This is a genomic window from Streptococcus oralis ATCC 35037 (assembly GCF_900637025.1).
Taxonomy (GTDB): Bacteria; Bacillota; Bacilli; order Lactobacillales; family Streptococcaceae; genus Streptococcus; species Streptococcus oralis.
In genome coordinates this window covers 345673-372635 of record NZ_LR134336.1, presented here as the reverse complement: position 1 = coordinate 372635, position 26963 = coordinate 345673, and the positions used below count along the sequence as shown (strand labels likewise).

The following is a 26963-nucleotide window of genomic DNA, read 5'->3' as shown; positions in this document are numbered from 1 at the left end:
TTTTTATATCTTATCAATGACTTTCTTGATCGTCGTTCTGATCCTTCTTGGCAAGAAGACCGATACCTGTTACAGCTGCCAATGCTCCCAACAAAGCAGATGCTACCGAAGTCGACGCTCCTGTATTTGGCAAGACTTGTTTTGGCTTGCTTGAAGCGGATTGACCTTGGCTTGCAATGTTTGCCATTGAGAGAGAAGTGCTTGTTGAAGTAGATGCCAGAGCACTTGCTGACGCAGATCTACTAATAGAATCTGAAGTCGAGAGACTAGTGCTAATCGACGTTGACTCGCTCACTGACATACTTGCTGAAATCGAAGCACTTTCTAGAGTCGATTCACTGGCGAACATGCTAGCTGAGAGTGATGCGCTCGTTGAAGTAGATTCGCTCAATGAAGTACTTGCTGAAATCGAAGCACTCTCCAACGCCAACTCGGCTCCTAGCATACTTGCAGAAGTTGAAGTACTTGTTGAAGCAGACTCACTCTCGCTTACGGATGCTGACTGGCTAGCACTCGCTGACGCGGAATGACTCGAACTTACTAATGCGGATTCGCTTGAGCTGACTGAGGCAGACTGACTAGCGCTTACTGAAGCGGATTGGCTTGAGCTGACTGAAGCGGATTGACTCGAGCTCAATGATGCAGACTGGCTCGAACTCACTGAAGCGGATTGACTCGAGCTTACTGAAGCGGATTCGCTTGAACTTACTGAGGCTGATTGGCTAGCGCTCGCTGAAGCAGATTGGCTCGAACTTACTGAAGCCGATTCGCTCGAACTTACAGATGCTGACTCACTTGCGCTCACTGATGCTGACTGACTCGAACTTGCAGACGCAGATTGACTTGAACTTACCGATGCAGATTCGCTTGAACTTACTGAGGCGGATTGACTGGCACTGGCTGAAGCGGATTCACTGGCGCTCAATGAAGCGGACTGGCTGGAGCTTGCCGACGCGGATTGGCTCGAGCTTGCAGATGCTGACTCACTTGCGCTCACTGACGCTGACTCACTCGCACTCACCGATGCGGACTGACTCGAACTTACCGATGCTGATTGGCTGGCACTCAATGAAGCTGACTGGCTCAAACTTACTGAAGCGGATTGACTCGAACTTACTGAGGCTGACTCACTTGCGCTTACGGATGCTGATTGGCTCGAACTTACTGAAGCGGATTCGCTGGCACTTACTGAAGCTGACTGACTCGAACTCGCTGAAGCTGACTGACTAGCACTTACTGAGGCGGATTGACTAGCACTCAATGATGCGGATTGGCTCGAGCTCGCTGAGGCGGATTGACTCGAACTTACTGAGGCGGATTGACTGGCACTCAATGATGCGTATTGGCTCGAACTTACTGAAGCGGATTCGCTTGAGCTTACGGACGCTGACTGGCTCGCACTCACTGAAGCTGATTGGCTAGCGCTCGTTGAGGCTGATTCGCTTGAACTTACTGAGGCTGATTGACTTGCGCTCGCTGAAGCTGATTGGCTCGAACTCACTGAAGCAGATTGGCTGGATCTGACTGAGGCTGACTCACTCGTACTCAATGAAGCGGATTCGCTTGAGCTTGCAGACGCTGATTGGCTCGAACTTACTGAAGCGGATTCGCTTGAGCTTACGGACGCTGACTGGCTGGCACTTACTGAAGCTGACTGACTAGCACTCAATGAAGCGGATTGACTTGCGCTCACTGAAGCTGACTGGCTCGCACTCACTGAAGCCGATTGACTTGAGCTCACCGATACAGATTGGCTCGAGCTCGCTGAAGCGGATTGACTCGAGCTTACTGACGCGGATTCGCTCGAGCTCACTGAAGCTGATTGGCTTGAGCTGACTGAGGCTGATTGGCTCGAACTTACTGAAGCTGACTCACTTGCACTTACTGAGGCTGATTGACTAGAGCTTACCGAGGCTGATTCGCTTGAACTTACTGAGGCTGATTGGCTAGCGCTCGCTGAAGCAGACTGACTTGCGCTCACTGAAGCTGACTGGCTGGAGCTCGCTGAGGCTGATTGGCTCGAGCTTGCAGATGCTGACTGGCTCGCACTCACTGAAGCTGATTGGCTCGAACTTGCTGAAGCTGATTCACTTGAGCTGACTGACGCTGATTGACTCGAACTTGCAGATGCAGATTGACTCGAACTTACTGAAGCAGACTGACTTGCGCTGGCTGATGCAGATTCACTTGCGCTGGCTGAGGCGGATTCACTTGCACTCAATGAAGCTGACTGACTTGAGCTAACTGATGCAGATTCGCTTGAGCTGACTGAGGCTGATTGACTGGCACTCAATGAAGCGGATTGGCTGGCACTCACTGACGCTGATTGACTCGAGCTCGCTGATGCAGATTCACTTGCACTTACTGAGGCTGATTGACTCGAGCTCACTGATGCTGACTGGCTAGTGCTGACTGACGCGGACTGACTCGAGCTCACTGATGCAGATTCACTTGCGCTCACTGAAGCGGACTGACTCGAACTTACTGAGGCAGACTGGCTCGCGCTCGCTGATGCGGATTGACTAGAGCTTACGGAAGCAGATTCACTTGCGCTCGCTGATGCTGATTCACTTGCGCTCACTGAAGCGGATTGGCTTGAGCTTACTGAGACGGATTGACTAGCGCTCGCTGAAGCGGATTGGCTCGAACTTACCGATGCAGACTGACTCGAGCTCACTGAAGCTGATTGACTGGCGCTCACTGAAGCAGATTCGCTGGAGCTTACTGAGGCAGATTGGCTCACACTCGTTGACGCTGACTGACTAGCACTTACCGAAGCGGACTGGCTGGCACTTACTGAAGCCGATTCACTTGTGCTTACTGATGCGGACTGGCTGGAGCTTGCAGACGCAGATTGACTTGCGCTGGCTGAGGCTGACTCACTTGCGCTTACTGATGCGGACTGACTCGAACTTACTGAAGCGGACTGACTCGAGCTTGCAGATGCAGACTGACTTGCGCTTATTGAGACTGACTGGCTGGCGCTCGCTGAAGCGGATTGGCTAGCACTCACTGAAGCGGATTGGCTCGAACTTACTGAAGCGGATTCACTTGCACTTGCAGATGCTGACTGGCTTGAGCTTACTGAAGCGGATTGGCTTGAGCTTACCGAAGCTGACTGGCTGGAGCTTGCAGATGCAGATTGGCTAGCGCTCACTGAAGCGGACTGACTCGAACTTGCTGAAGCTGATTGGCTCGAACTTACAGATACTGATTGACTAGCACTAGTTGAAGCTGACTGGCTAGCGCTCACGGATGCGGATTGACTCGAACTTACTGATGCAGACTGACTAGCGCTCATTGAGGCTGATTGACTAGCACTCACTGAAGCGGATTGGCTCGAACTTACTGAAGCGGATTCACTTGCACTTGCAGATGCTGACTGGCTGGAGCTTACTGAAGCGGATTGACTCGAGCTTACAGATACTGATTGGCTGACACTTGCTGAGGCTGATTGACTCGAACTTGCCGAAGCAGACTGGCTAGCGCTCACTGACTCAGACTGGCTAGCACTTGCAGATGCTGATCGGCTAGCACTCGCTGAAGCCGATTGACTTGAGCTCACCGATACAGATTGGCTCGCGCTTGCTGAAGCGGACTGACTAGCACTTGCTGATGCAGATTGACTGGCGCTCACTGAGGCGGATTGACTAGAACTTACTGATGCGGACTGGCTTAAGCTTGCCGACGCAGATTGACTCGAGCTGACTGAAGCGGATTCACTTGAGCTTACTGAAGCCGATTGACTCGCGCTGGCTGAAGCGGATTGGCTTGTGCTTACAGACGCTGATTGACTGGCGCTCACGGATGCTGATTGGCTGGAGCTCGCTGAGGCGGATTGACTGGCGCTCACGGATGCTGATTGGCTGGAGCTTACTGAAGCGGATTGGCTAGCACTCAATGAAGCCGATTGACTTGAGCTCACTGACGCTGATTGACTTGAACTCATTGACGCTGATTGGCTAGCACTCGCTGAAGCTGACTGGCTTGAACTTACTGAGGCTGACTGGCTGGAGCTCGCTGAGGCTGATTGGCTAGCACTCACTGAGGCAGACTGACTTGCACTTGCTGAGGCCGATTGACTCGAGCTCGCTGATGCAGATTCACTTGCACTCAATGATGCAGATTGACTCGAGCTTACTGAGGCAGACTGACTTGCGCTCACTGAGGCTGATTGACTTGAGCTCGCTGAAGCGGATTGGCTTGCGCTCGCTGAGGCGGATTGACTTGCGCTTACTGAGGCGGACTGGCTAGCACTCAATGAAGCCGATTCGCTCGAACTTACTGAGGCGGACTGACTAGCGCTGACTGAAGCTGACTGACTCGAACTTGCAGATGCAGACTGACTGGCACTCACTGAAGCCGATTGACTCGAACTTGCCGACGCAGATTGACTAGCGCTGGATGAAGCCGATTGACTTGAGCTTACAGACGCTGATTGACTAGCGCTGACTGAAGCTGACTGACTTGCGCTGACTGAAGCGGACTGGCTGGAGCTTGCAGATGCAGACTGACTGGCACTCACTGACGCTGACTCACTCGCACTTACTGAAGCAGATTGACTAGCACTCAATGAAGCGGATTGACTGGCGCTTACTGAAGCTGACTGGCTGGCACTTACTGAAGCCGATTCGCTTGAGCTGACTGATGCGGATTGACTCGAACTCAATGATGCTGATTGGCTAGCGCTCGCTGAGGCGGATTGACTCGAACTTACTGATGCGGACTGGCTTGAGCTTACTGATGCGGATTGGCTAGCACTCGCTGAAGCCGATTGACTCGAACTTACTGAAACTGACTGGCTCGCGCTGGCTGAAGCCGATTCACTTGCACTTGCCGATGCGGACTCACTTGCGCTTACTGAAGCTGATTGGCTGGAGCTTGCAGACGCTGACTGACTTGCACTTACTGAGGCTGACTGACTCGAGCTTGCAGACGCTGACTGGCTAGCGCTAGCTGACGCTGACTGGCTCGAACTCAATGATGCTGATTGGCTAGCGCTCACTGACGCTGATTGACTCGAACTTACTGAGGTAGACTGACTCGAGCTTGCTGACGCTGACTGGCTAGCGCTGGCTGACGCTGATTGGCTCGAACTTACTGAAGTTGACTGACTTGCGCTCACTGATGCGGACTGACTCGAACTTACTGAGGCAGATTGGCTCGCGCTCGCTGATGCGGATTGGCTGGCACTCACTGATGCGGACTGACTCGAACTTGCTGAGGCTGACTGGCTCGCACTTGCTGAGGCTGACTCACTTGCGCTTACAGATGCTGACTGGCTCGCACTCAATGAAGCCGATTCGCTTGAGCTTAATGAGGCGGATTGACTGGCGCTCACTGAAGCGGATTGGCTAGCGCTCGCTGATGCGGACTGACTCGAACTTACTGATGCTGATTGACTCGAGCTTAATGAGGCGGATTGGCTTGAGCTTGCAGATGCAGATTGACTCGAACTCAATGATGCGGATTGGCTGGCACTCAATGAAGCAGACTGGCTAGCGCTGACTGAAGCGGATTGGCTCGAACTTACCGATGCTGACTGACTTGCACTCACTGAAGCGGATTGGCTCGCGCTGGCTGAAGCGGATTGACTGGCACTTACTGATGCAGATCGGCTTGAGCTGACTGAGGCAGACTGACTTGCGCTCACTGACGCTGACTGACTAGCACTTGCAGATGCTGATTCACTTGCGCTCACTGAAGCGGATTGGCTTGAGCTTACGGACGCTGACTGGCTGGCACTCACTGAAGCGGATTGGCTCGAACTTACAGAAGCGGATTGGCTGGCACTTACCGAAGCTGACTGGCTGGCACTCAATGATGCAGATTGACTCGAGCTTAATGAGGCAGACTGACTTGCGCTTACTGAGGCTGATTGACTAGCACTTGCTGAAGCAGACTGGCTATTACTTACTGAAATTGACGCTTGATTTGGCGTAATTTGTCCATTAAACACATCTGAAACCAAACCATCCACTGTCGTACTAGCAGTCACTGGTCCACTAGGAAGTCGTCCTCCATTGCGATCATATACTTTCTTCAAGTCAGTTGCAGTAAAGGTTACACTGGTAGAACTCCCCGTTGCCTGTTTGGTAAATGTTTCACCTGCAATTGTAAGAGTAACAGTCCCACCTGGAGCAACCCCATCTACCGTAATCGCTTGATTTGAGAGCCCACCTTTTTCGTTAAGATATTGATTCTCTATCCTTGGCGTCTGAGGGCGCACAGTAAAGCTCACGTCAATTTCATCCGTACTTCCATCTGGATAAGTTACCACCGCTGTCAAAGTATGCCGACCAGCAGACAAATTCGTATTGGTTCCAGATTTCCAAGTATAGGTTGTTCTAGTTCCCTTAGTAATTCCTGTAGTAGGTAATTCTGGTGTCCCTGTAGCATTCGTGATGTACTGACTGGCTTCACCAACAGAAACAGTCCCTGAATTGGCCGTTAGAGTAAAGTTTCGATTCACCTCAGCATTGATAGCTGGTTCGTACTTTTCAGACTGAGCATGGACTTCAAATTGAATTGCGGCAGGGTTGGCTGTTAAATCTTTTACAAGACCTACGTCAGTAGTATTTCCGCTAAAATTACCTTCCTGATCATAGGTGAAAACATAACGAGTCCACAAACTATTTACTGCTTGATTTTTTCCAACAGAACCCGTGATTGAAACGGTGAAAGGATTTGATGCTGTAGCATTTCCATCTTTGGCTAGTTTATTTGTCGGAACAATCATACTGATACTTTGACCATTACTCGTAGTGAATGAGACAACAGTTGAAGTAGCCGGATAGGCCGCGGGAACAGCAGTAGGAACAAATTTTGCATGTTCAATTCGACCACTGTTATCAGTAAACTCAATGGTCGCAGAAAAATTTTCTTCTCGATAAATTTTAAATTTTTGTCCTTCTAGAACTGCGCCACCTGTAACGGTTATTTTCTGAAGTTCTGGCTTCTCTGTATCCCTAGCAGCTCTGAAGCTAGCGGTATTTGAAGCTTGGGTTAAAGCTTGTCCGTTTCTGCTGTCACGAAGTCCAGACTTGGCACGTAACACAGCATTTGCAATACTATTTCGAGCTTCTGTAGCCTTATTCAAAATAGAAGTAAAATCAGAAAGCTCCCCTTTCAAGGCATCTGCTATCTCATTCTTCGCTAGACTAGTCTTCGTGATTGCCTCATCCGAGTTTGGAAGCCCCTGAGCTTGAGCTAGAAACTGCCCAATCTCAGCAGACAAAGCCTCTAATTTCTTCCGTTTTTCTTCATTTTGTTTTTCCGTCATGGCAACGGAAGTCATAGTCAGACCTGATTCAGCCGTCACATCTTCATTCTTTACAAGACCAGACTCACTTTGAGGCAAGGATTCTGTAGAAAAATTAACTGCTTTTAGTTCTTTTGAAGAATGAGATTCTTTCACCGACTCCCGAGCTGACTCATTTGCTTGGTACTGACTTTGAACACCAACTGAAGCTCTCTCTGACAGATTACTATTCGCTTGATTTTGTGTCCCAAGGGATTCACTTGAACTAGCAGTTACACTTTGACTGTTTGCAAAGGACTGACTAGTAGAAGCAGATTCGCTCATCGACTGGCTCATGCTAGAAGAGCTTGAGGCACTGACAGACTGACTCGTAGAGGCAGATTGACTGGCGCTCTGCGAATTGAATTCTGACAATGACTGGCTTTGACTGGTAGACAAAGACAAGCTAGCAGCATCTTGATGATCCTGTGTCGTCCCTAGCACTACTGAATCTCTCGTCGCCAGGGTATCTTTTGATTCGACAGTCTTTTCAACAGCGACTGCATCATTGGCATAAACACGCGTTTGCGTCGCAGCAAAACCACCTAAGATCGTTCCCGTAGCTGCTATCCCTTTCAAGACATCCACGCCGGTCAACTTCTGACCTTCTTGCTTTTCAACCATTTCTGTCTTTACTTGGCTCGTATCCGCACTTCCACGCATCACCTTAAATAAGCCAAAAAGGGAAGTCGAGGCCCGTAGCCAATGCTTCCCTGATTTGATTAATTTGAACCGAGTTACACGGTCTGTTTCTCTATATTCACCCTTCTGGCGTCTAAAAAACATGTTCATCCCCTCAACTTGAAAAAGATCTATTCACCTATAAAATACTATCTTCTTATTATATACCAAATATACCGACAATTCAATATCTATAATATATCCTAAAGAAAGAAAATGATTTCAAAAATAACTTGATTTCAAATCTATTCTGTTTTTTCAATATAATCTTCATTTTATTGTTCTGTTAATATATTTTATTTATTTTTTAACCATTTCTAAATGCTTAAAAAATCGAGTAACTAATTCCAATCACTCAGGGAATTGATTTTTATTCAAAATATAGAAAAAGTCCATGAATCAATAGCATCCACAGACTTTTAGGAGTAGAGTATTTAAAGGCAGTTTCACAAATGAATCAATGAAGCCGGTAGCCGATGTAACTTTCTAGCCTTTCCGACGAAAAAATCCACGAATCGATAATATTCGTGGATTTTTCCTAGTGAAGCGTTTAGGTAAGCCGATTTTACACTACGACACGGAGTTTGGCAAATCGATTCTATTTGCCAAACGTAGTTAGTAAGGCAGTTAGCTAGTTCGCCAAATAGCGACTAGCGTCCAACAATTAGGAACTTTAGTTCCAATTGTTGGTGCTGAGTTACATTTTTTCCTCCAACTCTACGTCCGGATACTTGTCCGCAAACCAGCGAAGAGCAAAGTCATTTTCAAAGAGGAAGACTGGTTGATCGAAACGGTCTTTGGCCAAGATATTGCGGCTTGAGGACATCCGTTCATCCAAGTCCTCAGGCTTGATCCAACGAACGGTCTTTTTACCCATTGGGCTCATGACTACTTCTGCATTGTACTCGCCTTCCATACGGTGCTTAAAGACTTCAAATTGGAGTTGTCCCACAGCGCCTAGCATGTATTCGCCTGTTTGGTAATTCTTATAAAGCTGAATGGCTCCTTCTTGCACCAATTGTTCAATCCCTTTGTGGAAGGATTTTTGCTTCATGACGTTCTTAGCAGAAACTTTCATGAAAATCTCAGGTGTAAAGGTTGGCAGTGGTTCAAATTCAAACTTGTTTTTTCCAACCGTCAAGGTGTCTCCAACCTGATAAGTACCGGTATCGTAAACCCCGATGATATCACCTGCTACGGCATTGGTCACATTCTCACGACTTTCTGCCATAAACTGGGTGACATTAGAAAGCTTGGCAGTCTTACCAGTACGAGGCAGATTGACACTCATCCCTCGCTCAAACTCACCTGATACGATACGGACAAAGGCAATGCGGTCACGGTGACGAGGGTCCATGTTGGCTTGGATTTTAAAGACAAATCCTGAGAAATCCTTGTCATAAGGATCCACAATTTCGCCATCTGTTTTCTTGTGACCATGTGGTTCTGGAGCAAACTTAAGGAAGGTCTCAAGGAAGGTCTGCACCCCAAAGTTAGTGAGGGCTGAACCAAAGAAGACCGGAGTCAGTTCTCCTGCAAGAATAGCTTCTTCTGAAAATTCATTTCCTGCTTCTTGCAACAGTTCGATATCGTCCTTAACCTGAGCGTAGAAAGGATTGCTTCCAAAGAGCTTATCCCCTTCTTCCAGACTGGCAAAACGCTCATCTCCTTTATAGAGTTCCAAGCGTTGGTTATAGAGGTCATACAAGCCTTCAAAGGCTTTCCCCATCCCGATTGGCCAGTTCATAGGATAGCTCGCAATACCTAGGACTTCTTCTAGTTCTTGCAAGAGATCCAGTGGCTCACGACCGTCACGGTCCAGCTTGTTCATAAAGGTAAAGACTGGAATACCACGGTGCTTCACAACCTCAAACAATTTCTTGGTTTGGGCCTCGATACCCTTGGCAGAGTCCACGACCATGACGGCAGCATCCACCGCCATCAAGGTCCGATAAGTATCTTCTGAGAAGTCCTCGTGTCCTGGTGTGTCGAGGATGTTCACGCGCTTACCATCATAGTCAAACTGCATAACAGATGACGTGACCGAAATCCCACGTTGTTTCTCGATATCCATCCAGTCAGACTTGGCAAAAGTCCCTGTTTTCTTCCCTTTTACCGTACCAGCCTCACGAATCTCGCCCCCAAAGTAGAGCAACTGCTCAGTGATGGTTGTTTTCCCGGCGTCCGGGTGGGAGATGATAGCAAAAGTACGACGTTTCTTAATTTCTTCTTGAATAGTCATAAGTTCTCTTTCTTTGATTTTCTATTTTTAGTTGTTTCAGTAGCTAAGAATGATGTTTACATTGGATTTTACCATTCCTTTCAACTCTCCATTATAGCGGATTTTGGGGAGTTTTTCAATTGCTCATCTGATGAAAAGGCAAGCTAGAGCACAGATTGCACCTGATTTCTCTTTTTCCACCGTTTCTTAAACAAGATATCAAAAAGAACAAGAGCCAGTGAAAGGATGACCGACACAAGGAGGTACTTTATCCATAGAGGAGCATTCGAGATAAACGGGGTATCTCTTAAGAGACCATAATTTCCACCCGTTACCTGATTAACCCCAACTAAAAAGAGGTTGAGAATAAAGGTATAGGCTACAATCATATACTTCTTAAGCAAGGTCTTGTCATAGTGATTCATCAAGTAAATCAAGGAATTCACTAGAAGGGCATAGTGCCCAATCAAAAATGAAAAACTGGTGATATGGGGGAAATCATAGGGGTCAAAAACCGGGTAAACCAAGGCAAAGACCGCTCCACTTGCTCCTAAGAGGGCAAAATATTGCTTGCTCCGCCATTTATCTGGCAAGAAAACCACCGCAAACATAGCCAAACGGCAATGGTAAAATGGAAGGCTATTAGAAAATGGAATTCCAAAACCAACATACCAGCTATATAGGGCTAGCAACTGGAGGATCTGAATCCCCTTAAACAAGCGGACAAATTTCGAATTTTTGTGATAAACAAGTGCTCCATAAATACAAAGCACTAATAGGATCATCATAATCCCATACCAAAAGAGGGAAATGGGAGGAGGAACCGTTTGAGATCTGGTGATAAATTGATGGAACATATTTCTATCCTAACTCTTATTTTTTCTATTCTCTAGTTTAACCATTATAGCGAATTAAAAGCGATTTTTCAATTTCTATTTCTTTTCAGTTTGGCTCCCTTATTTATAGGAAATTATGGTAAAATAGAACAGACTAAAAATCATCATTTCACGAAAGGATGCAAGATGAAAATTACGCAAGAAGAGGTAACACACGTTGCCAATCTTTCAAAATTAAAATTCTCTGAAGAAGAAACTGCTGCCTTTGCGACAACCTTGTCTAAAATTGTTGACATGGTTGAATTGCTGGGCGAAGTCGACACAACTGGTGTCGCACCTACTACAACCATGGCTGACCGCAAGACCGTACTCCGCCCTGATGTGGCCGAAGAAGGAACAGACCGTGACCGCTTGTTTAAAAACGTACCTGAAAAAGAAAACTACTATATCAAGGTACCAGCTATCCTAGATGATGGAGGAGATGCCTAATGACTTTTAATAACAAAACTATTGAAGACTTGCACAATCTCCTTGTCTCTAAGGAAATTTCTGCAACTGAATTGACACAAGCCACGCTTGAAGATATCAAGTCTCGCGAGGCAGCTATCAACGCTTTTGTCACTATCGCTGAAGAGCAGGCTCTTGCTCAAGCTAAAACTATTGATGAAACTGGAATCGATGCGGACAATGTTCTTTCAGGGATTCCACTTGCTGTTAAGGATAATATCTCTACTGACGGTATCCTTACAACTGCAGCCTCAAAAATGCTTTACAACTACGAGCCAATCTTTGATGCGACAGCCGTTGCCAATGCAAAAGCTAAGGGTATGATTGTCGTCGGAAAGACCAACATGGACGAATTTGCCATGGGTGGATCCGGTGAAACTTCTCACTACGGTGCGACTAAAAATGCTTGGGACCAGACCAAGGTTCCTGGTGGTTCATCAAGTGGTTCTGCCGCAGCCGTAGCCTCAGGACAAGTCCGCTTGTCACTTGGTTCTGATACCGGTGGTTCCATCCGCCAACCTGCTGCCTTCAACGGGATTGTTGGTCTCAAACCAACCTACGGAACGGTTTCTCGTTTCGGTCTCATTGCCTTCGGTAGCTCATTAGACCAGATTGGACCTTTTGCACCAACTGTTAAAGAAAATGCCCTCTTGCTTAATGCGATTGCCAGCGAAGATGCTAAAGACTCTACTTCTGCTCCTGTCCGCATTGCCGACTTTACTTCAAAAATTGGCCAAGACATCAAGGGCATGAAAATTGCTTTGCCTAAGGAATACCTTGGTGAAGGGATTGACCCAGAGGTTAAGGAAACCATTCTTAACGCAGCCAAACACTTTGAAAAACTGGGTGCCATCGTCGAAGAAGTTAGCCTTCCTCATTCTAAATACGGTGTTGCCGTTTACTATATTATCGCTTCATCAGAGGCCTCATCAAACTTACAACGCTTTGACGGTATCCGTTATGGCTACCGCGCAGAAGATGCAAGCAACCTTGATGAAATCTATGTAAACAGCCGTAGCCAAGGTTTCGGTGAAGAAGTGAAACGCCGTATCATGCTTGGAACATTTAGCCTTTCATCAGGTTACTATGATGCCTATTACAAGAAGGCTGGACAAGTTCGTACCCTCATCATCCAAGATTTCGAAAAAGTCTTTGCGGATTACGATTTAATCCTAGGACCAACTGCTCCAAGCGTTGCCTATGACTTGGATTCACTCAACCACGATCCAGTTGCCATGTACTTAGCTGACCTTTTGACCATCCCAGTCAACTTAGCAGGTCTCCCAGGAATTTCGATTCCTGCTGGATTTGCTCAAGGTCTACCAGTCGGTCTCCAATTGATCGGTCCTAAATACTCTGAGGAGACCATTTACCAAGCTGCTGCTGCCTTTGAAGCAACAACAGACTACCACAAACAACAACCTGTGATTTTTGGAGGTGATAACTAATGAACTTTGAAACAGTCATTGGACTTGAAGTCCACGTAGAGCTCAACACCAATTCAAAAATCTTCTCACCAACTTCTGCTCACTTTGGAAATGACCAAAATGCCAACACTAACGTGATTGACTGGTCCTTCCCAGGAGTTCTGCCAGTTCTCAATAAAGGGGTTGTCGATGCCGGTATCAAGGCAGCTCTTGCCCTCAACATGGACATCCACAAAAAGATGCACTTTGACCGCAAGAACTACTTCTACCCTGATAATCCAAAAGCCTACCAAATTTCTCAGTTTGATGAGCCAATCGGTTATAACGGCTGGATCGAAGTGGAACTAGAAGATGGTACGACTAAGAAAATCGGTATCGAACGTGCTCACTTAGAAGAAGATGCAGGTAAAAACACCCACGGTACAGATGGCTACTCCTATGTTGACCTCAACCGCCAAGGGGTGCCTTTGATTGAGATTGTATCTGAAGCGGACATGCGTTCTCCTGAAGAAGCCTATGCTTATCTAACAGCCCTCAAGGAAGTCATCCAGTACGCTGGTATTTCTGACGTTAAGATGGAAGAAGGCTCTATGCGTGTGGATGCCAATATCTCCCTTCGTCCTTATGGTCAAGAGAAATTCGGTACCAAGACTGAGTTAAAGAACCTCAACTCCTTCTCAAATGTTCGCAAAGGTCTCGAATACGAAGTCCAACGCCAGGCTGAAATCCTTCGTTCAGGTGGTCAAATTCGCCAAGAAACACGCCGTTACGATGAAGCTAACAAGGCAACCATCCTCATGCGTGTCAAAGAAGGTGCTGCAGATTACCGCTACTTCCCTGAACCAGACCTACCACTCTTTGAAATCTCAGATGAGTGGATTGAGGAAATGCGCACTGAATTGCCAGAGTTTCCAAAAGAACGCCGTGCACGCTACGTATCTGACCTTGGCTTGTCAGACTACGATGCTAGCCAGTTGACAGCAAACAAAGTCACTTCTGACTTCTTTGAAAAAGCTGTTGCCCTCGGTGGCGATGCCAAACAAGTCTCTAACTGGCTCCAAGGTGAAGTTGCTCAGTTCTTGAATGCTGAAGGCAAAACACTTGAACAAATCGAATTAACACCAGAAAACTTGGTAGAAATGATTGCCATCATCGAAGACGGCACGATCTCTTCCAAGATTGCCAAGAAAGTCTTTGTCCACCTAGCTAAAAACGGCGGTGGAGCGCGTGAATACGTGGAAAAAGCAGGTATGGTCCAAATCTCAGATCCTGATGTTTTGATTCCAATCATCCACCAAGTCTTTGCGGATAACGAAGCTGCCGTTGCCGACTTCAAATCAGGCAAACGCAACGCAGACAAGGCCTTCACAGGATTCCTTATGAAGGCAACCAAAGGACAAGCCAACCCACAAGTTGCCCTTAAACTCCTTGCACAGGAATTGGCCAAGTTGAAAGACAGTGAGTAATTCGCTACTAGTCACCCAGTAGTCTACTCAACAAGAGAGAAACTACCTTTTCAATCATATAGTTAGGAGACACATGAAAAAGTTTTACGCTCTTTTAATGACCTGTTTATTACTTGTTTTTCTATCCGTGCCTCAAATCGTTGATGCGGGTGTCGGACATTCCAGAAGTGGTAGCAGCAGTCGCAGTAGCTCCAGAAGTAGTAGTCGTTCAAGTGGAGGAGGAAGTCGCTCTGGTGGCTCATCTTATCACTACTACCGCTCTGGATACGGGTCATCCTCTAGTAGTTCTGATAGCTCACCCTATCTAGGATTTATGGTAATATTTGTGGGTGCCATTGTTTTAGTGGTTATCGTTGAATCCTTAAAAAATAAAGCAAATAATTCAAGCACAAGCCACAGTAATACCAACTATCAACCAATCCACCGACGAATTGAACATAACACTTTGGCCATTAGTCGTGTAAAATATGGGGATCCAAACTTTGACGCTAATGCCTTCATTTCTTGGGTTAAGGAAGTCTACCTTAAATTGCAGGTTGCCTGGACTGAGAAAAATTGGAATTCAGTCCGTGCGCTAGAAAGTACTAGTCTCTATTCACAGCACAGCACGCAATTAGAAGATCACATCCGAGCTAAGACAACCAATGTTTTAGAGAAAGTTTGTATCGAAAATGTTCGCATCAAGGAGTTCATTGAAAATCCTGACGGAAACGATACCTTAGTCGTAATCCTATCGTCTACCTTGCGGGACTATGTCATTGACGATGAGACTCGCCGTGTCATTGAAGGAGATCCTAAAAAAGATCTCTTCACCGTGTATCAATTGAACTTTATCCGTCAACACGGTAGCCAAACGCAAGCAGTCAATCCAGACCAAGTTGTGAGCGACCACTGTCCAAACTGTGGCGCCCCATTGAAAATCTCTGCAGTTAGCGAGTGCGACTACTGTGGTGCCAATCTCTCTCGCAGTCCAAACCAATGGGTACTGGATACCTATGATGTTGTGGATGAAGACGAGCTTTATAATTAGGAGGAATTATGGGATTTATACGTGCAGCCTTATCAGCAGGCTTAAATAGTTTTAATGATAGTAAATTCAAGGAAGCCATCGTCCTTCCAGACAATGTCTCTGGCGACGCCTTGGCCATCAAGGGACAATTACTCACAAAAGACCCAGATGGACGTTCTCGTCACAGCAATCAAAATACTGGACTCTTGTCGGATGGCAGTGTGGTTATCGTTCCCCAAGGCTATAGCGCTGTTTTGGTAAACAACGGTACCTTCCTTGGTGAAGTTCTCGAAGCTGGTAGCCACGAATGGCAAGCTGGTGATAATGCCTGGCTCCTTGAAAAAGGTGGTTTAAAGGGCACTTGGGAAAACTTTAAAAACCGTTTCTCTTTTGGTGGACAAGTCATCACCCAACAGGAAATTATCTTTATCCGCATGCAACCTATTGCAGGCAATAAGTTCGGCACACAAAATGCGGTCGAATACTTCAGCGAACGTTACCAACAACTGCTTAACATCCGTTTCTATGGCTTGTTTGATGTAAAAATAGCAGACCCAGTCCTCTTCTACGTGAGTTCTGTTAGCCGTCAAATTACTGACGGACAGCCATTTACTCTCCAAGATGTAGCTCAAGGAACGCTCCGTCAAAATATCGCACCGAAAATCGCGATTGCCATTGCCAAATACACCAACGAAAACAAGGTTGATATCTATAGCCTCAATGCCAACCAAGACACCTTTAACGAACTCGCTAAACAAGAGGTCAACAAGGTTTGGACAGGCCTCTACGGGATTGAAGCAACCAATATCTTGCTTGAAGACCTCAGCTACGACCAAGAAAGTCTTGATATCGTTCGCAAGCTTGATAGTGAGCTCGTGGCAATGAAGTACAACACGATTGAAATTGAAGAACGCCGTGCTCGCAACGAAGCGCTCATTGCTGCAGCTTCCAACGAAGGAAATGGCAATGGGATGAATATGTTTATGGGCATGAATCTTGGCCAAACTCTGGGTGGTCAACTAAGCCAACAAGTTCAAAATCAAGCACCGGCTCAAAACACTGGGCAAACTGCCAGCAAGAATTTTTACATCGAAGTCGATGGAAAATACGTCCTCGTTACCAAAGACGAAGATGGAAATATCGTACCAGTCAACTAATTAAGCTCCTTCTGACATTTGAGTAATGTTGTCTTTTATGGTACAATAAAGAGTAAATTATTTTATTAAAGAGGTAAAAACATGATTGAAGCAAGTAAATTAAAGGCTGGTATGACCTTTGAAACAGCTGACGGAAAATTGATCCGCGTTTTGGAAGCTAGTCACCACAAACCAGGTAAAGGAAACACAATCATGCGTATGAAATTACGTGATGTCCGTACTGGTTCTACATTTGACACAAGCTACCGTCCAGAGGAAAAATTTGAACAAGCCATCATCGAGACTGTCCCAGCTCAATACTTGTACAAAATGGATGACACAGCCTACTTCATGAACACAGAAACTTACGACCAATACGAAATTCCTGTAGTCAACGTTGAAAACGAATTGCTTTACATCCTTGAAAACTCTGATGTGAAGATCCAATTCTACGGAACTGAAGTGATTGGTGTTACCGTTCCTACTACTGTCGAATTGACAGTTGCAGAAACTCAACCATCTATCAAAGGTGCTACTGTTACAGGTTCTGGTAAACCAGCAACGATGGAAACTGGACTTGTCGTAAACGTTCCAGACTTCATCGAAGCAGGACAAAAACTCGTTATCAACACTGCAGAAGGAACTTACGTTTCTCGTGCCTAATCTCTAGAAAGAGGTCATTCTATGGGAATTGAAGAACAACTTGGCGAAATCGTTATCGCCCCACGTGTACTTGAAAAAATCATTGCTATTGCTACTGCAAAAGTAGAGGGTGTACACTCTTTTTCAAATAAATCAGTATCTGACACCCTTTCAAAACTTTCTCTTGGCCGTGGCGTTTATCTAAAAAACGTGGATGAAGAACTCACAGCTGATATCTACCTCTACCTTGAGTACGGAGTAAAAGTTCCTAAGGTAGCTGTTGCTATCCAGAAAGCTGTTAAAGATGCCGTCCGCAATATGGCTGATGTAGAACTCGCTGCTATCAATATTCACGTTGCAGGTATCGTTCCAGATAAAACACCAAAACCAGAATTGAAAGATCTATTTGACGAGGACTTCCTCAATGACTAGTCCACTATTAGAATCTAGACGCCAACTCCGTAAATGCGCTTTTCAAGCTCTCATGAGCCTTGAATTCGGTACGGATGTCGAAACTGCTTGTCGTTTCGCCTATACTCATGATCGTGAAGATACGGATGTGCAACTTCCAGCCTTTTTGACAGAGCTAGTTTCTGGTGTTCAGGCTAAAAAGGAAGAACTAGACAAGCAAATCACACAGCATTTAAAAGCAGGTTGGACCATCGAGCGTTTAACACTCGTGGAGAGAAACCTCCTTCGCTTGGGAGTCTTTGAAATCACTTCATTTGACACTCCACAGCTGGTTGCGGTTAATGAAGCTATCGAGCTTGCAAAGGACTTCTCAGATCAAAAATCTGCCCGTTTTATCAACGGACTACTCAGTCAGTTTGTAACAGAAGAACAGTAAATAGAAAAAAGTGTTTGACAAATATCAAACACTTTTTTTGCCTCCTACTATCTAAAAATCAAATAATAAATATAAAATAAGATTGACGGAGCATAGGGAATAACATTATAGAAACTATGACAAAGAATGGTAAATCGAAGACTACCCGTAACTCGATAAGCGACTGCAAATAGAAGACCAAGAATACTATAAATGATGAGACTGATGGGGTCACGATGGGATAGAACCAAGTGACTAAGCCCGAAGATGAAAGAAGACAAGATTACATCCAAATAAAACTCCGACTTCGGAAAGAAGGTATTCATAAAATAACCCCTATAGATTGTCTCCTCAACAACAGGTACAATCGAAATGTTAAAGATTAAAAATATAAGACTTGATAGAGTCGTTTCTCTCCCATTTAAGTAAAGTTCCGAAAGAAGGTCTTGGAAAATAAAGCTATGGTCAATCAATCGAATATTCTGCATTCTAAATCCATTTAAAAAAGAATAGATAAGAAAGCAAGCCACTAAGAAAGCGAGATAAGACCAGCGCCAACCCTTTTTCTCGAAGATAAAGAGCATCTTCTTCTTTTTCAACCACAAAACGAATAAAAAGAAAATAAGTAACACTTCTCCAACTAGGAAGATTATATAGCTGTCCATTCCTAAACCAAAGGTCCTAGCTAGAGTTATAGCCCCTAATGGCGTTAAATAAATGTACAGGAACATTAAAATCATACAGATTCCTAAATGTATTGTCTTTTTCATTCTTTCTCTCCTAATGGTAAACTCTCTATTAGGGCAATATAGAGGATATACCATTGATTATTTTCTTATTTATCTAGAGTATTCATATTTATCCATGCTCTATTATCAAAATAGCTAGAACAAATTGTTCTAGCTTTTAAATTTTCTTAGTATTTTCTAAAGCGTTGGTAACGTTCTTCGATAAGTTGGTCGAGTGGTAGTTCTTGCAACCTATCTAGTTCTGCACGCAATTCATTTTTAACGCAACTTAGCAGTTCTTTACTTGACAGCCCTGCTTCTGAGATTACCTTGTCTACGATTCCCATTTCTAGAAGTTCATGCGAAGTGATTTTCATCAATTCCGCTGCTTCCATAGCACGACTTCCATCCTTCCAAAGGATAGAGGCAAATCCTTCCGGGCTAAGTACGGCGTAGATTGAGTTTTCTAACATCCAGACACGGTTAGCTACGGCTAGAGCTAGGGCCCCACCAGATCCACCTTCACCGATAATAATCGCGATGATTGGAACCTTGAGATCACTCATTTCCATCAGGTTTCGGGCGATTGCTTCACCTTGTCCACGTTCCTCGGCACCAACACCTGGGTAAGCACCCGCCGTATTGATAAAGGTCACAACTGGACGGCCAAATTTCTCTGCCTGTTTCATCAAGCGCAAGGCCTTACGATAGCCTTCTGGATGAGGTTGGCCGAAATTTCGTTTGAGGTTGTCATGAAGACTCTTCCCCTTTTGGATACCAACGACAGTTACTGCCTGTTCACCTAACCAGCCAATTCCGCCGATAACCGCACCATCATCGCGGAAAGAGCGATCTCCATGCAATTCGATAAACTCGTCAAAGATTCCATTGGCAAAATCAAGTGCGGTCAAGCGACTCTGCTCGCGTGCCTCTCTGACTATTTTTGCAATATTCATCCGCGACTTCCTCCATGCAATCTCACTAATTTAGCAATTGTTTCAGGCAATTCTCTCCGTTTGACAATTGCATCAACAAATCCATGTTCAAGCAGAAATTCTGCCTTTTGGAAGTCATCCGGCAAGGTCTCACGAACTGTATTTTCGATAACACGACGCCCAGCAAAACCAACCAAACTCTGTGGCTCCGCTAGGATAATATCCCCTTCCATAGCAAAAGAAGCGGTCACCCCACCTGTTGTCGGATCAGTTAAAATAGTTAGGTAAAAAAGTCCTGCCTTGGAATGGCGTTGAACTGCCGCAGAAATTTTAGCCATCTGCATCAAGCTCATGATTCCTTCTTGCATACGGGCACCGCCAGAAGCTGCAAAAAGTACAACTGGCAATTTTTCAACTGTCGCATATTCAAACAAGCGCGTAATTTTTTCACCCACAACGGTTCCCATCGACGCCATGATAAAGTTTGAATCCATGATCCCAAGGGCAATTTTTTGTCCCTTGATGCTAGCTGTACCAGTCAGTACTGCTTCATCCAAACCTGTCTTTTCACGCATAGTAGCCAATTTTTTCTGGTAGCCAGGAAAGTTTAATGGATCTTGAGTTTTAATACCTGTAAACATCTCCACAAAGCTACCAGAATCAATCGTCAAATCCAAGCGTTCCTGAGCTGAAATACGGAAAGTATAGCTACAATGGGGACAAATTCGTTCGCTCCCAAGATCCTTTTGATAAATGGTGTGTTTACAACCAGGACACTGGGAGAAGAGTTCATCCGGAACCTCAGGCTTGGCTTGTGGTTTCTGCCTTACGGAACGGTTAGGATTGATCCGAATATACTTATCCTTTTTACTAAATAGAGCCATAACTCCCCCTTTTAGTTCTCATACTATTTGAAAGTCTATTCTTTTTCTTGGTATTTTGGCAAGAAAGTTTCCATCAAGAAGGAAGTATCGTAGTCACCAGCGATAACTCGGCGGTCTGAAATCAGATCCAACTGGAAGTCTGCATTGGTTTGCACTCCTTCAATATCAAGTTCATAAAGTGCCCGTTGCATCTTCATAAGAGCATCAAAACGATTCTCCCCATGAACAATGATTTTAGCAATCATACTATCATAGTAAGGGGGAATAGTATAACCTGGATAAACTGCTGAGTCCACGCGCAAGCCAACTCCACCACTTGGTAGATAGAGATTGGTAATTTTACCTGGGCTTGGAGCAAAGTTAAATGCTGGATTTTCCGCATTGATCCGGCACTCGATAGCATGACCTCGTAGGACGATATCTTCTTGTTTGAAAGGTAAAGGTTGACCGGCAGCAATGCGAATCTGTTCCTTCACGATATCAACACCTGAAACAAACTCTGTGACTGGGTGCTCCACTTGCACACGAGTATTCATTTCCATGAAGTAGAAATTGCCACTCGCTTCATCGAGAAGAAATTCAATCGTTCCTGCATTTTCGTAGCCTACAGACTCTGCTGCACGAACGGCTGCAGCACCAATTTCATGACGAAGGGTTTTGCCAATCGCAATGGATGGGCTTTCTTCTAAGACCTTTTGGTTATTCCGTTGGAGTGAACAGTCCCGTTCACCAAGATGGACAACATGACCCTCTTGGTCCGCAAGGATCTGAACCTCAATATGGCGAGCTGGATAAATCACACGCTCAAGATACATAGCGCCATTTCCAAAATTGGCCTTAGCTTCACTGGATGCTGTTTCAAAGGCTGCGACCAAGTCTTCTGCCTTTTCAACCTTACGAATCCCTTTTCCACCACCACCTGCCGATGCCTTAAGCATGACTGGATAGCCAATTTTTTCTGCAACTGCAAGCGCCTCTTCAGCCGTGTGAACTTCACCATCAGATCCTGGGATAACTGGAACCCCAGCCTTGATCATTTGCTCACGCGCATTGATCTTATCTCCCATGGTATCCATTACAGCCCCAGAAGGGCCGATAAACTTAATCCCCACTTCATCACACATCGTGGCAAACTTGGAGTTTTCGCTAAGAAAACCAAAACCTGGGTGGATGGCTTCTGCTTCTGTCAAGACTGCAGCAGACAAAATCGCATTGATATTGAGATAAGATTCTGTCGCCTTACCAGGTCCGATACAGATAGCTTCATCCGCTAGGAGTGTATGAAGAGCTTCCTTATCAGCAGTTGAATAAACTGCTACGGTTGCAATGCCCAATTCACGCGCAGCTCGAATAATGCGAACCGCAATCTCACCACGGTTGGCAATCAAAATTTTACGAAACATGGAGAACCTCCTTAGTTTCCAATTGCAAAGGTAAGAGTACCACTCGCTGCAAGCTTACCATCTACTTCAGCCTTTGCTTCAACCACAGCAATCGTACCACGACGTTTAACAAAAGTAGCCGTCATGACTAATTGGTCACCTGGTACAACTTGCTTCTTGAACTTAACCTTGTCCATGCCAGCGTAGAAGACCAGTTTCCCTTTATTTTCAGGTTTGGACAATTCCAAGACACCAGCAGTCTGAGCCAAGGCTTCCATGATAAGAACACCTGGCATAACTGGGTATTGAGGAAAATGACCATTGAAGAAAGGTTCGTTGATGGTCACATTTTTAATGGCAACAATGGTATCCTCGCTCACTTCCAAGACACGATCCACTAGGAGCATAGGGTAGCGATGGGGTAGAGCTTCTTTGATTCCTTGAATATCGATCATTTGATACGTACCAATCCTTTACCGAACTCAACCATTTCTTCATTTGAAACGAGAATTTCTGTCACCACACCATCCTTAGGTGCAGGAATTTCATTCATGACTTTCATGGCTTCAATGATCACCAAAGTCTGACCTTTTTTAACACTGTCTCCAACTGTGACAAAGGCAGGTTTATCTGGTCCAGCAGCCAAATAAGCCACCCCTACAAGTGGGCTCTCAACGACATCACCCTCTGGAGCAACCGTCGTTTCAGCTGGTGCTGGAGCTTCTTCCACTGCACTCTCTACTGGAGCTGAAGGGGCAGAAACTACTGGACTTGCAGCTACTGCAGTTGGCACTGGAGCAACTTGAGCTGGTGCTTCAGAAGCCATTCTTGCTTCATTCTTACTGAACTGCAATTCGTCCGTTCCGTTTTTATAAGAAAATTCTCTCAAACTTGATTGGTCAAATTGAGCCATCAAGTCTTTGATCTCATTTAAATTCATAATTATTTATTCTCCCAACGTTTGAAAGCAAGAACCGCATTGTGTCCACCAAAACCAAAAGTGTTTGAAATAGCATAAGGGATTTCTTGCTCCAAGCCTTGTCCATAAACGACGTTCGCTTCGATATAGTCTGATAACTCACTTGTTCCAGCTGTCATTGGTACATAGTTATGACGCATGGCTTCGATGGTAGCGATGGCTTCTACTGCTCCTGCAGCACCAAGTAAGTGTCCTGTAAAGGACTTGGTTGAAGATACAGGTACTTCTTTACCAAGGACAGCTACAATCGCACCACTTTCTCCTTTTTCATTAGCAGGAGTTGAAGTTCCGTGGGCATTGACGTAAGCCACTTGCTCTGGAGAAATTTCTGCTTCTTCCAAAGCCAATTTCATAGCCTTAATCGCACCTTGACCTTCTGGATGAGGTGAAGTCATATGGTAAGCATCACAGGTATTACCATAGCCAACTACTTCAGCTAAGATAGTTGCACCACGTTTTTCAGCATGTTCAAGGCTTTCAAGAACCAACATTCCTGAACCTTCTCCCATCACAAAACCATTACGGTCTTTGTCAAATGGGATAGAAGCACGAGTTGGATCCTCTGTAGTTGATAGGGCAGTCAATGCTTGGAAACCAGCGATAGCAAAAGGAGTGATAGATGATTCTGATCCACCAACTAACATGACATCTTGGAAACCAAACTTGATAGAGCGGAAGGCATCCCCAATGGCATCGTTAGATGAGGCACAGGCAGTATTGATTGATTTACAGATACCGTTTGCTCTGAAACGCATGGCAACATTTCCTGAAGCCATATTTGGCAAGGCTTTTGGAAGTGTCATTGGTTTAACGCGTTTTGGACCTTTTTCATGAAGACGGATAACCTGATCTTCGATTTCTTTAATTCCCCCAATACCAGAAGCTACGATAACACCAAAGCGATCTTTATCGATTGCTTCTACATCAAGATTTGCATTTGTCACCGCTTCTTGAGCCGCATACAAGGCATACAAAGAATAGTTGTCAAAACGGTTGGTATCTTTTTTAACAAAGTATTTATCAAATGGGAAATCTTGAACTTCTGCCGCATTGTGCACAGCAAATTCACTGTGGTCAAACTTAGTGATTTCTCCAATTCCAATCTTCCCAGTTTGCAAACTGTTCCAAAATTCTTCTGGAGTATTTCCGATAGGAGAGGTCAATCCGTAACCTGTTACTACAACTCGATTTAGTTTCATCTGTCTTACCTATATCTTTCCTTATTTTTTACATGCTAAGTCCGCCATCAACAGCGAGAACTTGTCCCGTCAAATAATCCTGTCCGGCCAGGAACACTGTAGCATCTGCGATATGTTCTGCTTGACCAAACTGTTTCATTGGGATTTGTGCCAATGTCGCTTCCTTGACCTTATCAGACAAAACAGCTGTCATATCTGACTCGATCATTCCTGGTGCAAGAGCATTTACGCGCACATTACGATTGGCAACTTCACGTGCTACTGACTTGGTAAACCCAATCAAACCCGCTTTAGAAGCCGCATAGTTGGCTTGTCCGATATTTCCCATCAAACCGACCACACTGGACATATTGATAATCGCACCTTCACGTGACTTGATCATCTGTTTCAAGACTGCTTGAGTCATGTTAAAGGCACCTGTCAAGTTGATCTTAATCACTTTTTCAAAGTCTTCCTCGGTCATCTTAAGCATGAGAGTATCCTGAGTAATCCCAGCATTGTTGACCAAGACATCGACAGAACCGAGTTCTGCAATTGCTTGATCTACCATACGCTTGGCATCTGCAAAGTCTGAAACATCACCTGAGATCGGTACTACTTTGACACCGTAGTTTGAAAACTCAGCCAGCAATTCTTCTGAGATTGCTCCACGACCATTCAAAACTACATTAGCGCCTAGTTGAGCAAATTTGTGAGCAATGGCAAGTCCGATACCACGACTTGAACCTGTTACAAAGACATTTTTGTTTGTAAGTTGCATTCTATTTCTCCTATTTCCTGTTGTATTTTGTGGGAGAAGGGACCATTAGTTTCCTAACAAAGCATCCAAGCTTGCTTGGTCTTCAACGTTAGCTAGCTGAGCTGTTTTATCGATTTTTTTGACAAAGCCTGATAGGACCTTACCCGGACCAATTTCAATAAAGTTGGTTACCCCAGCATCCTGCATCACAGCAATACTTTCATAAAAACGAACAGGTTCTTTGACCTGACGCGTCAAAAGCTCTTGGATTCGACCTTTTTCCATAACAGCAGCTTCCGTATTTCCGACTAGTGGGCAGGTAAAGTCAGAGAAATTCACTCCTTCAAGAGCTCCAGCTAGTTGCTGACTGGCTGGCTCAAGCAGAGCTGTATGGAAAGGACCAGATACATTTAAAGGAATCAGTCGTTTTGCTCCTACTTCCTGCAAGAGTTCAACTGCGCGGTCAACCGCAGCCACCTCACCACCGATAACGATTTGGCTTGGGGTGTTGTAGTTAGCTGGAGTCACTACTCCAACTTTAGAGGCTGTTTCACAAGCTTCCTCAATCACTTCAACTGGAGTATTAAGAACGGCAACCATCTTTCCAGAGCCTGCAGGTGCAGCTTCTTGCATATAAGCACCACGCTTAGCAACCAAGGCAACTGCATCCTCGAAGTCCAAGGCACCACTTGCTACAAGAGCAGAATATTCCCCAAGAGACAATCCTGCTACCATATCTGGCTGATAACCCTTTTCTTTCAATAGTCGGTAAATAGCAACCGAAGTCGCTAAAATAGCTGGCTGCGTATAGCGAGTCTGGTTTAACTTGGTTTCTTCCTTATCAATCAAGTCACGAAGGTCATAGCCCAAAACCTGACTGGCTTGGTCAATTGTTTCCTTGACGATAGGGTAGCGATCATAGAGATCACGCCCCATCCCTAGATACTGAGCACCTTGACCCGCAAATAGAAAGGCTGTTTTAGTCATTTCTTACAACTCCTGCCCAACGAGAGGCTTCTTCTTGAATTTTTTTGGCTGCGCCATAATATAGATCTTTTAGGATTTCTTCGACAGTTTCCTCTTTAGAAACCAAACCAGCGATCTGACCTGCCATGACAGATCCACCTTCTACATCTCCATGAACAACGGCTTTAGCAAGAGCACCAGCTCCCATTTGTTCAAAGATTTCTAAATCTGGATTTTCTTGTTTAAAGGCATCTTTTTCAGCCTGCTCAAAGTCACGTGTCAACTGGTTTTTAATGGCACGAACAGCATGACCAAAGTGTTGAGCTGAAATAGTCGTATCAATATCACGCGCTTTTAAGATTTTTTCCTTGTATTTTGGATGGGCGTTAGATTCCTTAGCTACCACGAAACGCGTACCAACTTGAACGGCCTCAGCACCAAGCATAAAGCCTGCAGCGACACCTTCACCATCCGCAATTCCTCCAGCTGCGATAACTGGAATTGAAACAGCTGCAGCAACTTGGCGAACCAAGGTCATCGTCGTTAATTTACCAATATGTCCACCGGCTTCCATTCCTTCTGCAATAACTGCATCTGCACCAATTTTTTCCATGCGTTTTGCCAAAGCAACACTTGGAACAACGGGAATAACTGTAATTCCTGCATCATGGAAACGAGTCATGTATTTACTTGGATTTCCTGCACCAGTTGTCACCACCTTGACCCCTTCTTCAATCACGAGATCAACGATGTCTTCTACAAAAGGTGACAAGAGCATGATGTTGACACCAAAAGGTTTGTCCGTAAGTGATTTGATTTTATCGATATTAGCCTTTACGACCTCTTTAGGTGCATTCCCACCACCGATGATCCCTAGACCACCAGCTTTTGATACTGCACCAGCCAAGTCACCATCCGCAACCCAGGCCATTCCTCCTTGAAAAATAGGATAATCAATGTTCAATAATTCTGTAATACGTGTTTTCATAGTGCCTCCATCATTCCTTGCTTACGTAATAGTTCGATGAGTTTATCATTTGAGTTTCAAACTATTACCTAAACAAGAGGGAGTGGGTTTCCCCTACTCCTTCTAGTAATAT

The 26963-nt window shown here is 45.2% G+C and carries 21 protein-coding genes; 8 read left to right on the top strand and 13 right to left on the bottom strand.

Features of this window, described 5'->3' with window-relative positions; genetic code table 11:
* Positions 1–13: 13 nt before the first annotated feature.
* From EL140_RS01855 to EL140_RS01845, 3 genes are all read right to left on the bottom strand, one after another.
* Positions 14–8086, bottom strand: a complete 8073-nt coding sequence (locus tag EL140_RS01855) for an accessory Sec-dependent serine-rich glycoprotein adhesin (protein ID WP_000466188.1) — start codon at positions 8084–8086, stop codon at positions 14–16.
* A 592-nt stretch (positions 8087–8678) separates the two neighbouring features.
* The gene (locus EL140_RS01850) at positions 8679–10223 is read right to left on the bottom strand and encodes a peptide chain release factor 3 (RefSeq protein ID WP_000155105.1); all 1545 of its coding nucleotides are present in this window, start codon (positions 10221–10223) and stop codon (positions 8679–8681) included.
* A 143-nt stretch (positions 10224–10366) separates the two neighbouring features.
* A complete protein-coding gene (locus tag EL140_RS01845) occupies positions 10367–11059 on the bottom strand; it encodes a YwaF family protein (protein ID WP_000468950.1) in 693 nt (230 codons plus the stop codon).
* A 165-nt stretch (positions 11060–11224) separates the two neighbouring features.
* Between EL140_RS01845 and gatC the strand changes: the two genes are divergently transcribed.
* The 8 genes from gatC (at position 11225) to nusB (ending at position 18072) form a co-directional block, all read left to right on the top strand.
* A complete protein-coding gene (gene gatC, locus EL140_RS01840; protein ID WP_000705412.1) occupies positions 11225–11527 on the top strand; it encodes an Asp-tRNA(Asn)/Glu-tRNA(Gln) amidotransferase subunit GatC in 303 nt (100 codons plus the stop codon).
* On the top strand, positions 11527–12993 hold the full coding sequence (gatA, locus tag EL140_RS01835; protein WP_000143697.1) for an Asp-tRNA(Asn)/Glu-tRNA(Gln) amidotransferase subunit GatA: 1467 nt from the start codon (positions 11527–11529) through the stop codon (positions 12991–12993). Before gatC ends, gatA begins: the two co-directional genes overlap by 1 nt.
* Positions 12993–14438, top strand: a complete 1446-nt coding sequence (gene gatB, locus EL140_RS01830; RefSeq protein WP_001008657.1) for an Asp-tRNA(Asn)/Glu-tRNA(Gln) amidotransferase subunit GatB — start codon at positions 12993–12995, stop codon at positions 14436–14438. Before gatA ends, gatB begins: the two co-directional genes overlap by 1 nt.
* A gap of 73 nt (positions 14439–14511) precedes the next feature.
* On the top strand, positions 14512–15468 hold the full coding sequence (locus tag EL140_RS01825) for a zinc-ribbon domain-containing transport protein (RefSeq protein ID WP_000715070.1): 957 nt from the start codon (positions 14512–14514) through the stop codon (positions 15466–15468).
* An 8-nt stretch (positions 15469–15476) separates the two neighbouring features.
* Positions 15477–16604 carry an SPFH domain-containing protein gene (locus EL140_RS01820; protein ID WP_000505812.1) on the top strand — a complete coding sequence of 376 codons (1128 nt, stop codon included), beginning with the start codon at positions 15477–15479 and terminating at the stop codon, positions 16602–16604.
* An 81-nt stretch (positions 16605–16685) separates the two neighbouring features.
* A complete protein-coding gene (efp, locus tag EL140_RS01815; protein ID WP_000568640.1) occupies positions 16686–17246 on the top strand; it encodes an elongation factor P in 561 nt (186 codons plus the stop codon).
* A gap of 21 nt (positions 17247–17267) precedes the next feature.
* Positions 17268–17657 (top strand): Asp23/Gls24 family envelope stress response protein, encoded by a 390-nt coding sequence (locus EL140_RS01810; RefSeq protein WP_000510584.1) that lies wholly within the window; start codon positions 17268–17270, stop codon positions 17655–17657.
* Complete coding sequence (nusB, locus tag EL140_RS01805; RefSeq protein WP_000203659.1) at positions 17650–18072, top strand: transcription antitermination factor NusB; 423 nt, start codon at positions 17650–17652, stop codon at positions 18070–18072. The genes EL140_RS01810 and nusB overlap by 8 nt, the downstream gene beginning before the upstream one ends.
* 47 nt (positions 18073–18119) lie before the next feature.
* Here nusB and EL140_RS01800 read toward each other — a convergent pair whose 3' ends face one another.
* The 10 genes from EL140_RS01800 to fabK all read right to left on the bottom strand — a co-directional run bounded on the left by EL140_RS01800 (position 18120) and on the right by fabK (position 26851).
* A complete protein-coding gene (locus tag EL140_RS01800; RefSeq protein ID WP_000750959.1) occupies positions 18120–18821 on the bottom strand; it encodes a CPBP family intramembrane glutamic endopeptidase in 702 nt (233 codons plus the stop codon).
* A 146-nt stretch (positions 18822–18967) separates the two neighbouring features.
* On the bottom strand, positions 18968–19735 hold the full coding sequence (locus EL140_RS01795; RefSeq protein WP_001017381.1) for an acetyl-CoA carboxylase carboxyl transferase subunit alpha: 768 nt from the start codon (positions 19733–19735) through the stop codon (positions 18968–18970).
* A complete protein-coding gene (gene accD / locus EL140_RS01790; RefSeq protein WP_001173381.1) occupies positions 19732–20598 on the bottom strand; it encodes an acetyl-CoA carboxylase, carboxyltransferase subunit beta in 867 nt (288 codons plus the stop codon). Before accD ends, EL140_RS01795 begins: the two co-directional genes overlap by 4 nt.
* A 35-nt stretch (positions 20599–20633) precedes the next feature.
* The gene (gene accC, locus EL140_RS01785; protein ID WP_000488663.1) at positions 20634–22001 is read right to left on the bottom strand and encodes an acetyl-CoA carboxylase biotin carboxylase subunit; all 1368 of its coding nucleotides are present in this window, start codon (positions 21999–22001) and stop codon (positions 20634–20636) included.
* Positions 22002–22012: 11 nt separating this feature from the next.
* Complete coding sequence (gene fabZ / locus EL140_RS01780; RefSeq protein WP_000565515.1) at positions 22013–22435, bottom strand: 3-hydroxyacyl-ACP dehydratase FabZ; 423 nt, start codon at positions 22433–22435, stop codon at positions 22013–22015.
* Positions 22432–22920: an acetyl-CoA carboxylase biotin carboxyl carrier protein gene (accB, locus tag EL140_RS01775; RefSeq protein ID WP_001052300.1), complete on the bottom strand. Its 489-nt coding sequence runs from the start codon at positions 22918–22920 to the stop codon at positions 22432–22434. The genes fabZ and accB overlap by 4 nt, the downstream gene beginning before the upstream one ends.
* A 2-nt stretch (positions 22921–22922) precedes the next feature.
* Positions 22923–24158: a beta-ketoacyl-ACP synthase II gene (gene fabF / locus EL140_RS01770; protein WP_000774053.1), complete on the bottom strand. Its 1236-nt coding sequence runs from the start codon at positions 24156–24158 to the stop codon at positions 22923–22925.
* 28 nt (positions 24159–24186) lie between these two features.
* Positions 24187–24918 carry a 3-oxoacyl-[acyl-carrier-protein] reductase gene (fabG, locus tag EL140_RS01765; RefSeq protein ID WP_001177608.1) on the bottom strand — a complete coding sequence of 244 codons (732 nt, stop codon included), beginning with the start codon at positions 24916–24918 and terminating at the stop codon, positions 24187–24189.
* A gap of 45 nt (positions 24919–24963) precedes the next feature.
* Positions 24964–25884, bottom strand: coding sequence for an ACP S-malonyltransferase (gene fabD, locus EL140_RS01760; RefSeq protein WP_000167652.1), 921 nt, complete (start codon positions 25882–25884; stop codon positions 24964–24966).
* Entirely contained in the window at positions 25877–26851 is a 975-nt protein-coding gene (fabK, locus tag EL140_RS01755) for an enoyl-[acyl-carrier-protein] reductase FabK (RefSeq protein ID WP_000857452.1), read from the bottom strand. The genes fabD and fabK overlap by 8 nt, the downstream gene beginning before the upstream one ends.
* Positions 26852–26963: the final 112 nt, after the last annotated feature.

Bases quoted from the DNA above. Each gene is read 5' to 3' on its own strand.
- EL140_RS01855 (WP_000466188.1), bottom strand. From the start codon at position 8,086: ATGTTTTTTAGACGCCAGAAGGGTGAATATAGAGAAACAGACCGTGTA.
- EL140_RS01850 (WP_000155105.1), bottom strand. From the start codon at position 10,223: ATGACTATTCAAGAAGAAATTAAGAAACGTCGTACTTTTGCTATCATC.
- EL140_RS01845 (WP_000468950.1), bottom strand. From the start codon at position 11,059: ATGTTCCATCAATTTATCACCAGATCTCAAACGGTTCCTCCTCCCATT.
- gatC (WP_000705412.1), top strand. From the start codon at position 11,225: ATGAAAATTACGCAAGAAGAGGTAACACACGTTGCCAATCTTTCAAAA.
- gatA (WP_000143697.1), top strand. From the start codon at position 11,527: ATGACTTTTAATAACAAAACTATTGAAGACTTGCACAATCTCCTTGTC.
- gatB (WP_001008657.1), top strand. From the start codon at position 12,993: ATGAACTTTGAAACAGTCATTGGACTTGAAGTCCACGTAGAGCTCAAC.
- EL140_RS01825 (WP_000715070.1), top strand. From the start codon at position 14,512: ATGAAAAAGTTTTACGCTCTTTTAATGACCTGTTTATTACTTGTTTTT.
- EL140_RS01820 (WP_000505812.1), top strand. From the start codon at position 15,477: ATGGGATTTATACGTGCAGCCTTATCAGCAGGCTTAAATAGTTTTAAT.
- efp (WP_000568640.1), top strand. From the start codon at position 16,686: ATGATTGAAGCAAGTAAATTAAAGGCTGGTATGACCTTTGAAACAGCT.
- EL140_RS01810 (WP_000510584.1), top strand. From the start codon at position 17,268: ATGGGAATTGAAGAACAACTTGGCGAAATCGTTATCGCCCCACGTGTA.
- nusB (WP_000203659.1), top strand. From the start codon at position 17,650: ATGACTAGTCCACTATTAGAATCTAGACGCCAACTCCGTAAATGCGCT.
- EL140_RS01800 (WP_000750959.1), bottom strand. From the start codon at position 18,821: ATGAAAAAGACAATACATTTAGGAATCTGTATGATTTTAATGTTCCTG.
- EL140_RS01795 (WP_001017381.1), bottom strand. From the start codon at position 19,735: ATGAATATTGCAAAAATAGTCAGAGAGGCACGCGAGCAGAGTCGCTTG.
- accD (WP_001173381.1), bottom strand. From the start codon at position 20,598: ATGGCTCTATTTAGTAAAAAGGATAAGTATATTCGGATCAATCCTAAC.
- accC (WP_000488663.1), bottom strand. From the start codon at position 22,001: ATGTTTCGTAAAATTTTGATTGCCAACCGTGGTGAGATTGCGGTTCGC.
- fabZ (WP_000565515.1), bottom strand. From the start codon at position 22,435: ATGATCGATATTCAAGGAATCAAAGAAGCTCTACCCCATCGCTACCCT.
- accB (WP_001052300.1), bottom strand. From the start codon at position 22,920: ATGAATTTAAATGAGATCAAAGACTTGATGGCTCAATTTGACCAATCA.
- fabF (WP_000774053.1), bottom strand. From the start codon at position 24,158: ATGAAACTAAATCGAGTTGTAGTAACAGGTTACGGATTGACCTCTCCT.
- fabG (WP_001177608.1), bottom strand. From the start codon at position 24,918: ATGCAACTTACAAACAAAAATGTCTTTGTAACAGGTTCAAGTCGTGGT.
- fabD (WP_000167652.1), bottom strand. From the start codon at position 25,884: ATGACTAAAACAGCCTTTCTATTTGCGGGTCAAGGTGCTCAGTATCTA.
- fabK (WP_000857452.1), bottom strand. From the start codon at position 26,851: ATGAAAACACGTATTACAGAATTATTGAACATTGATTATCCTATTTTT.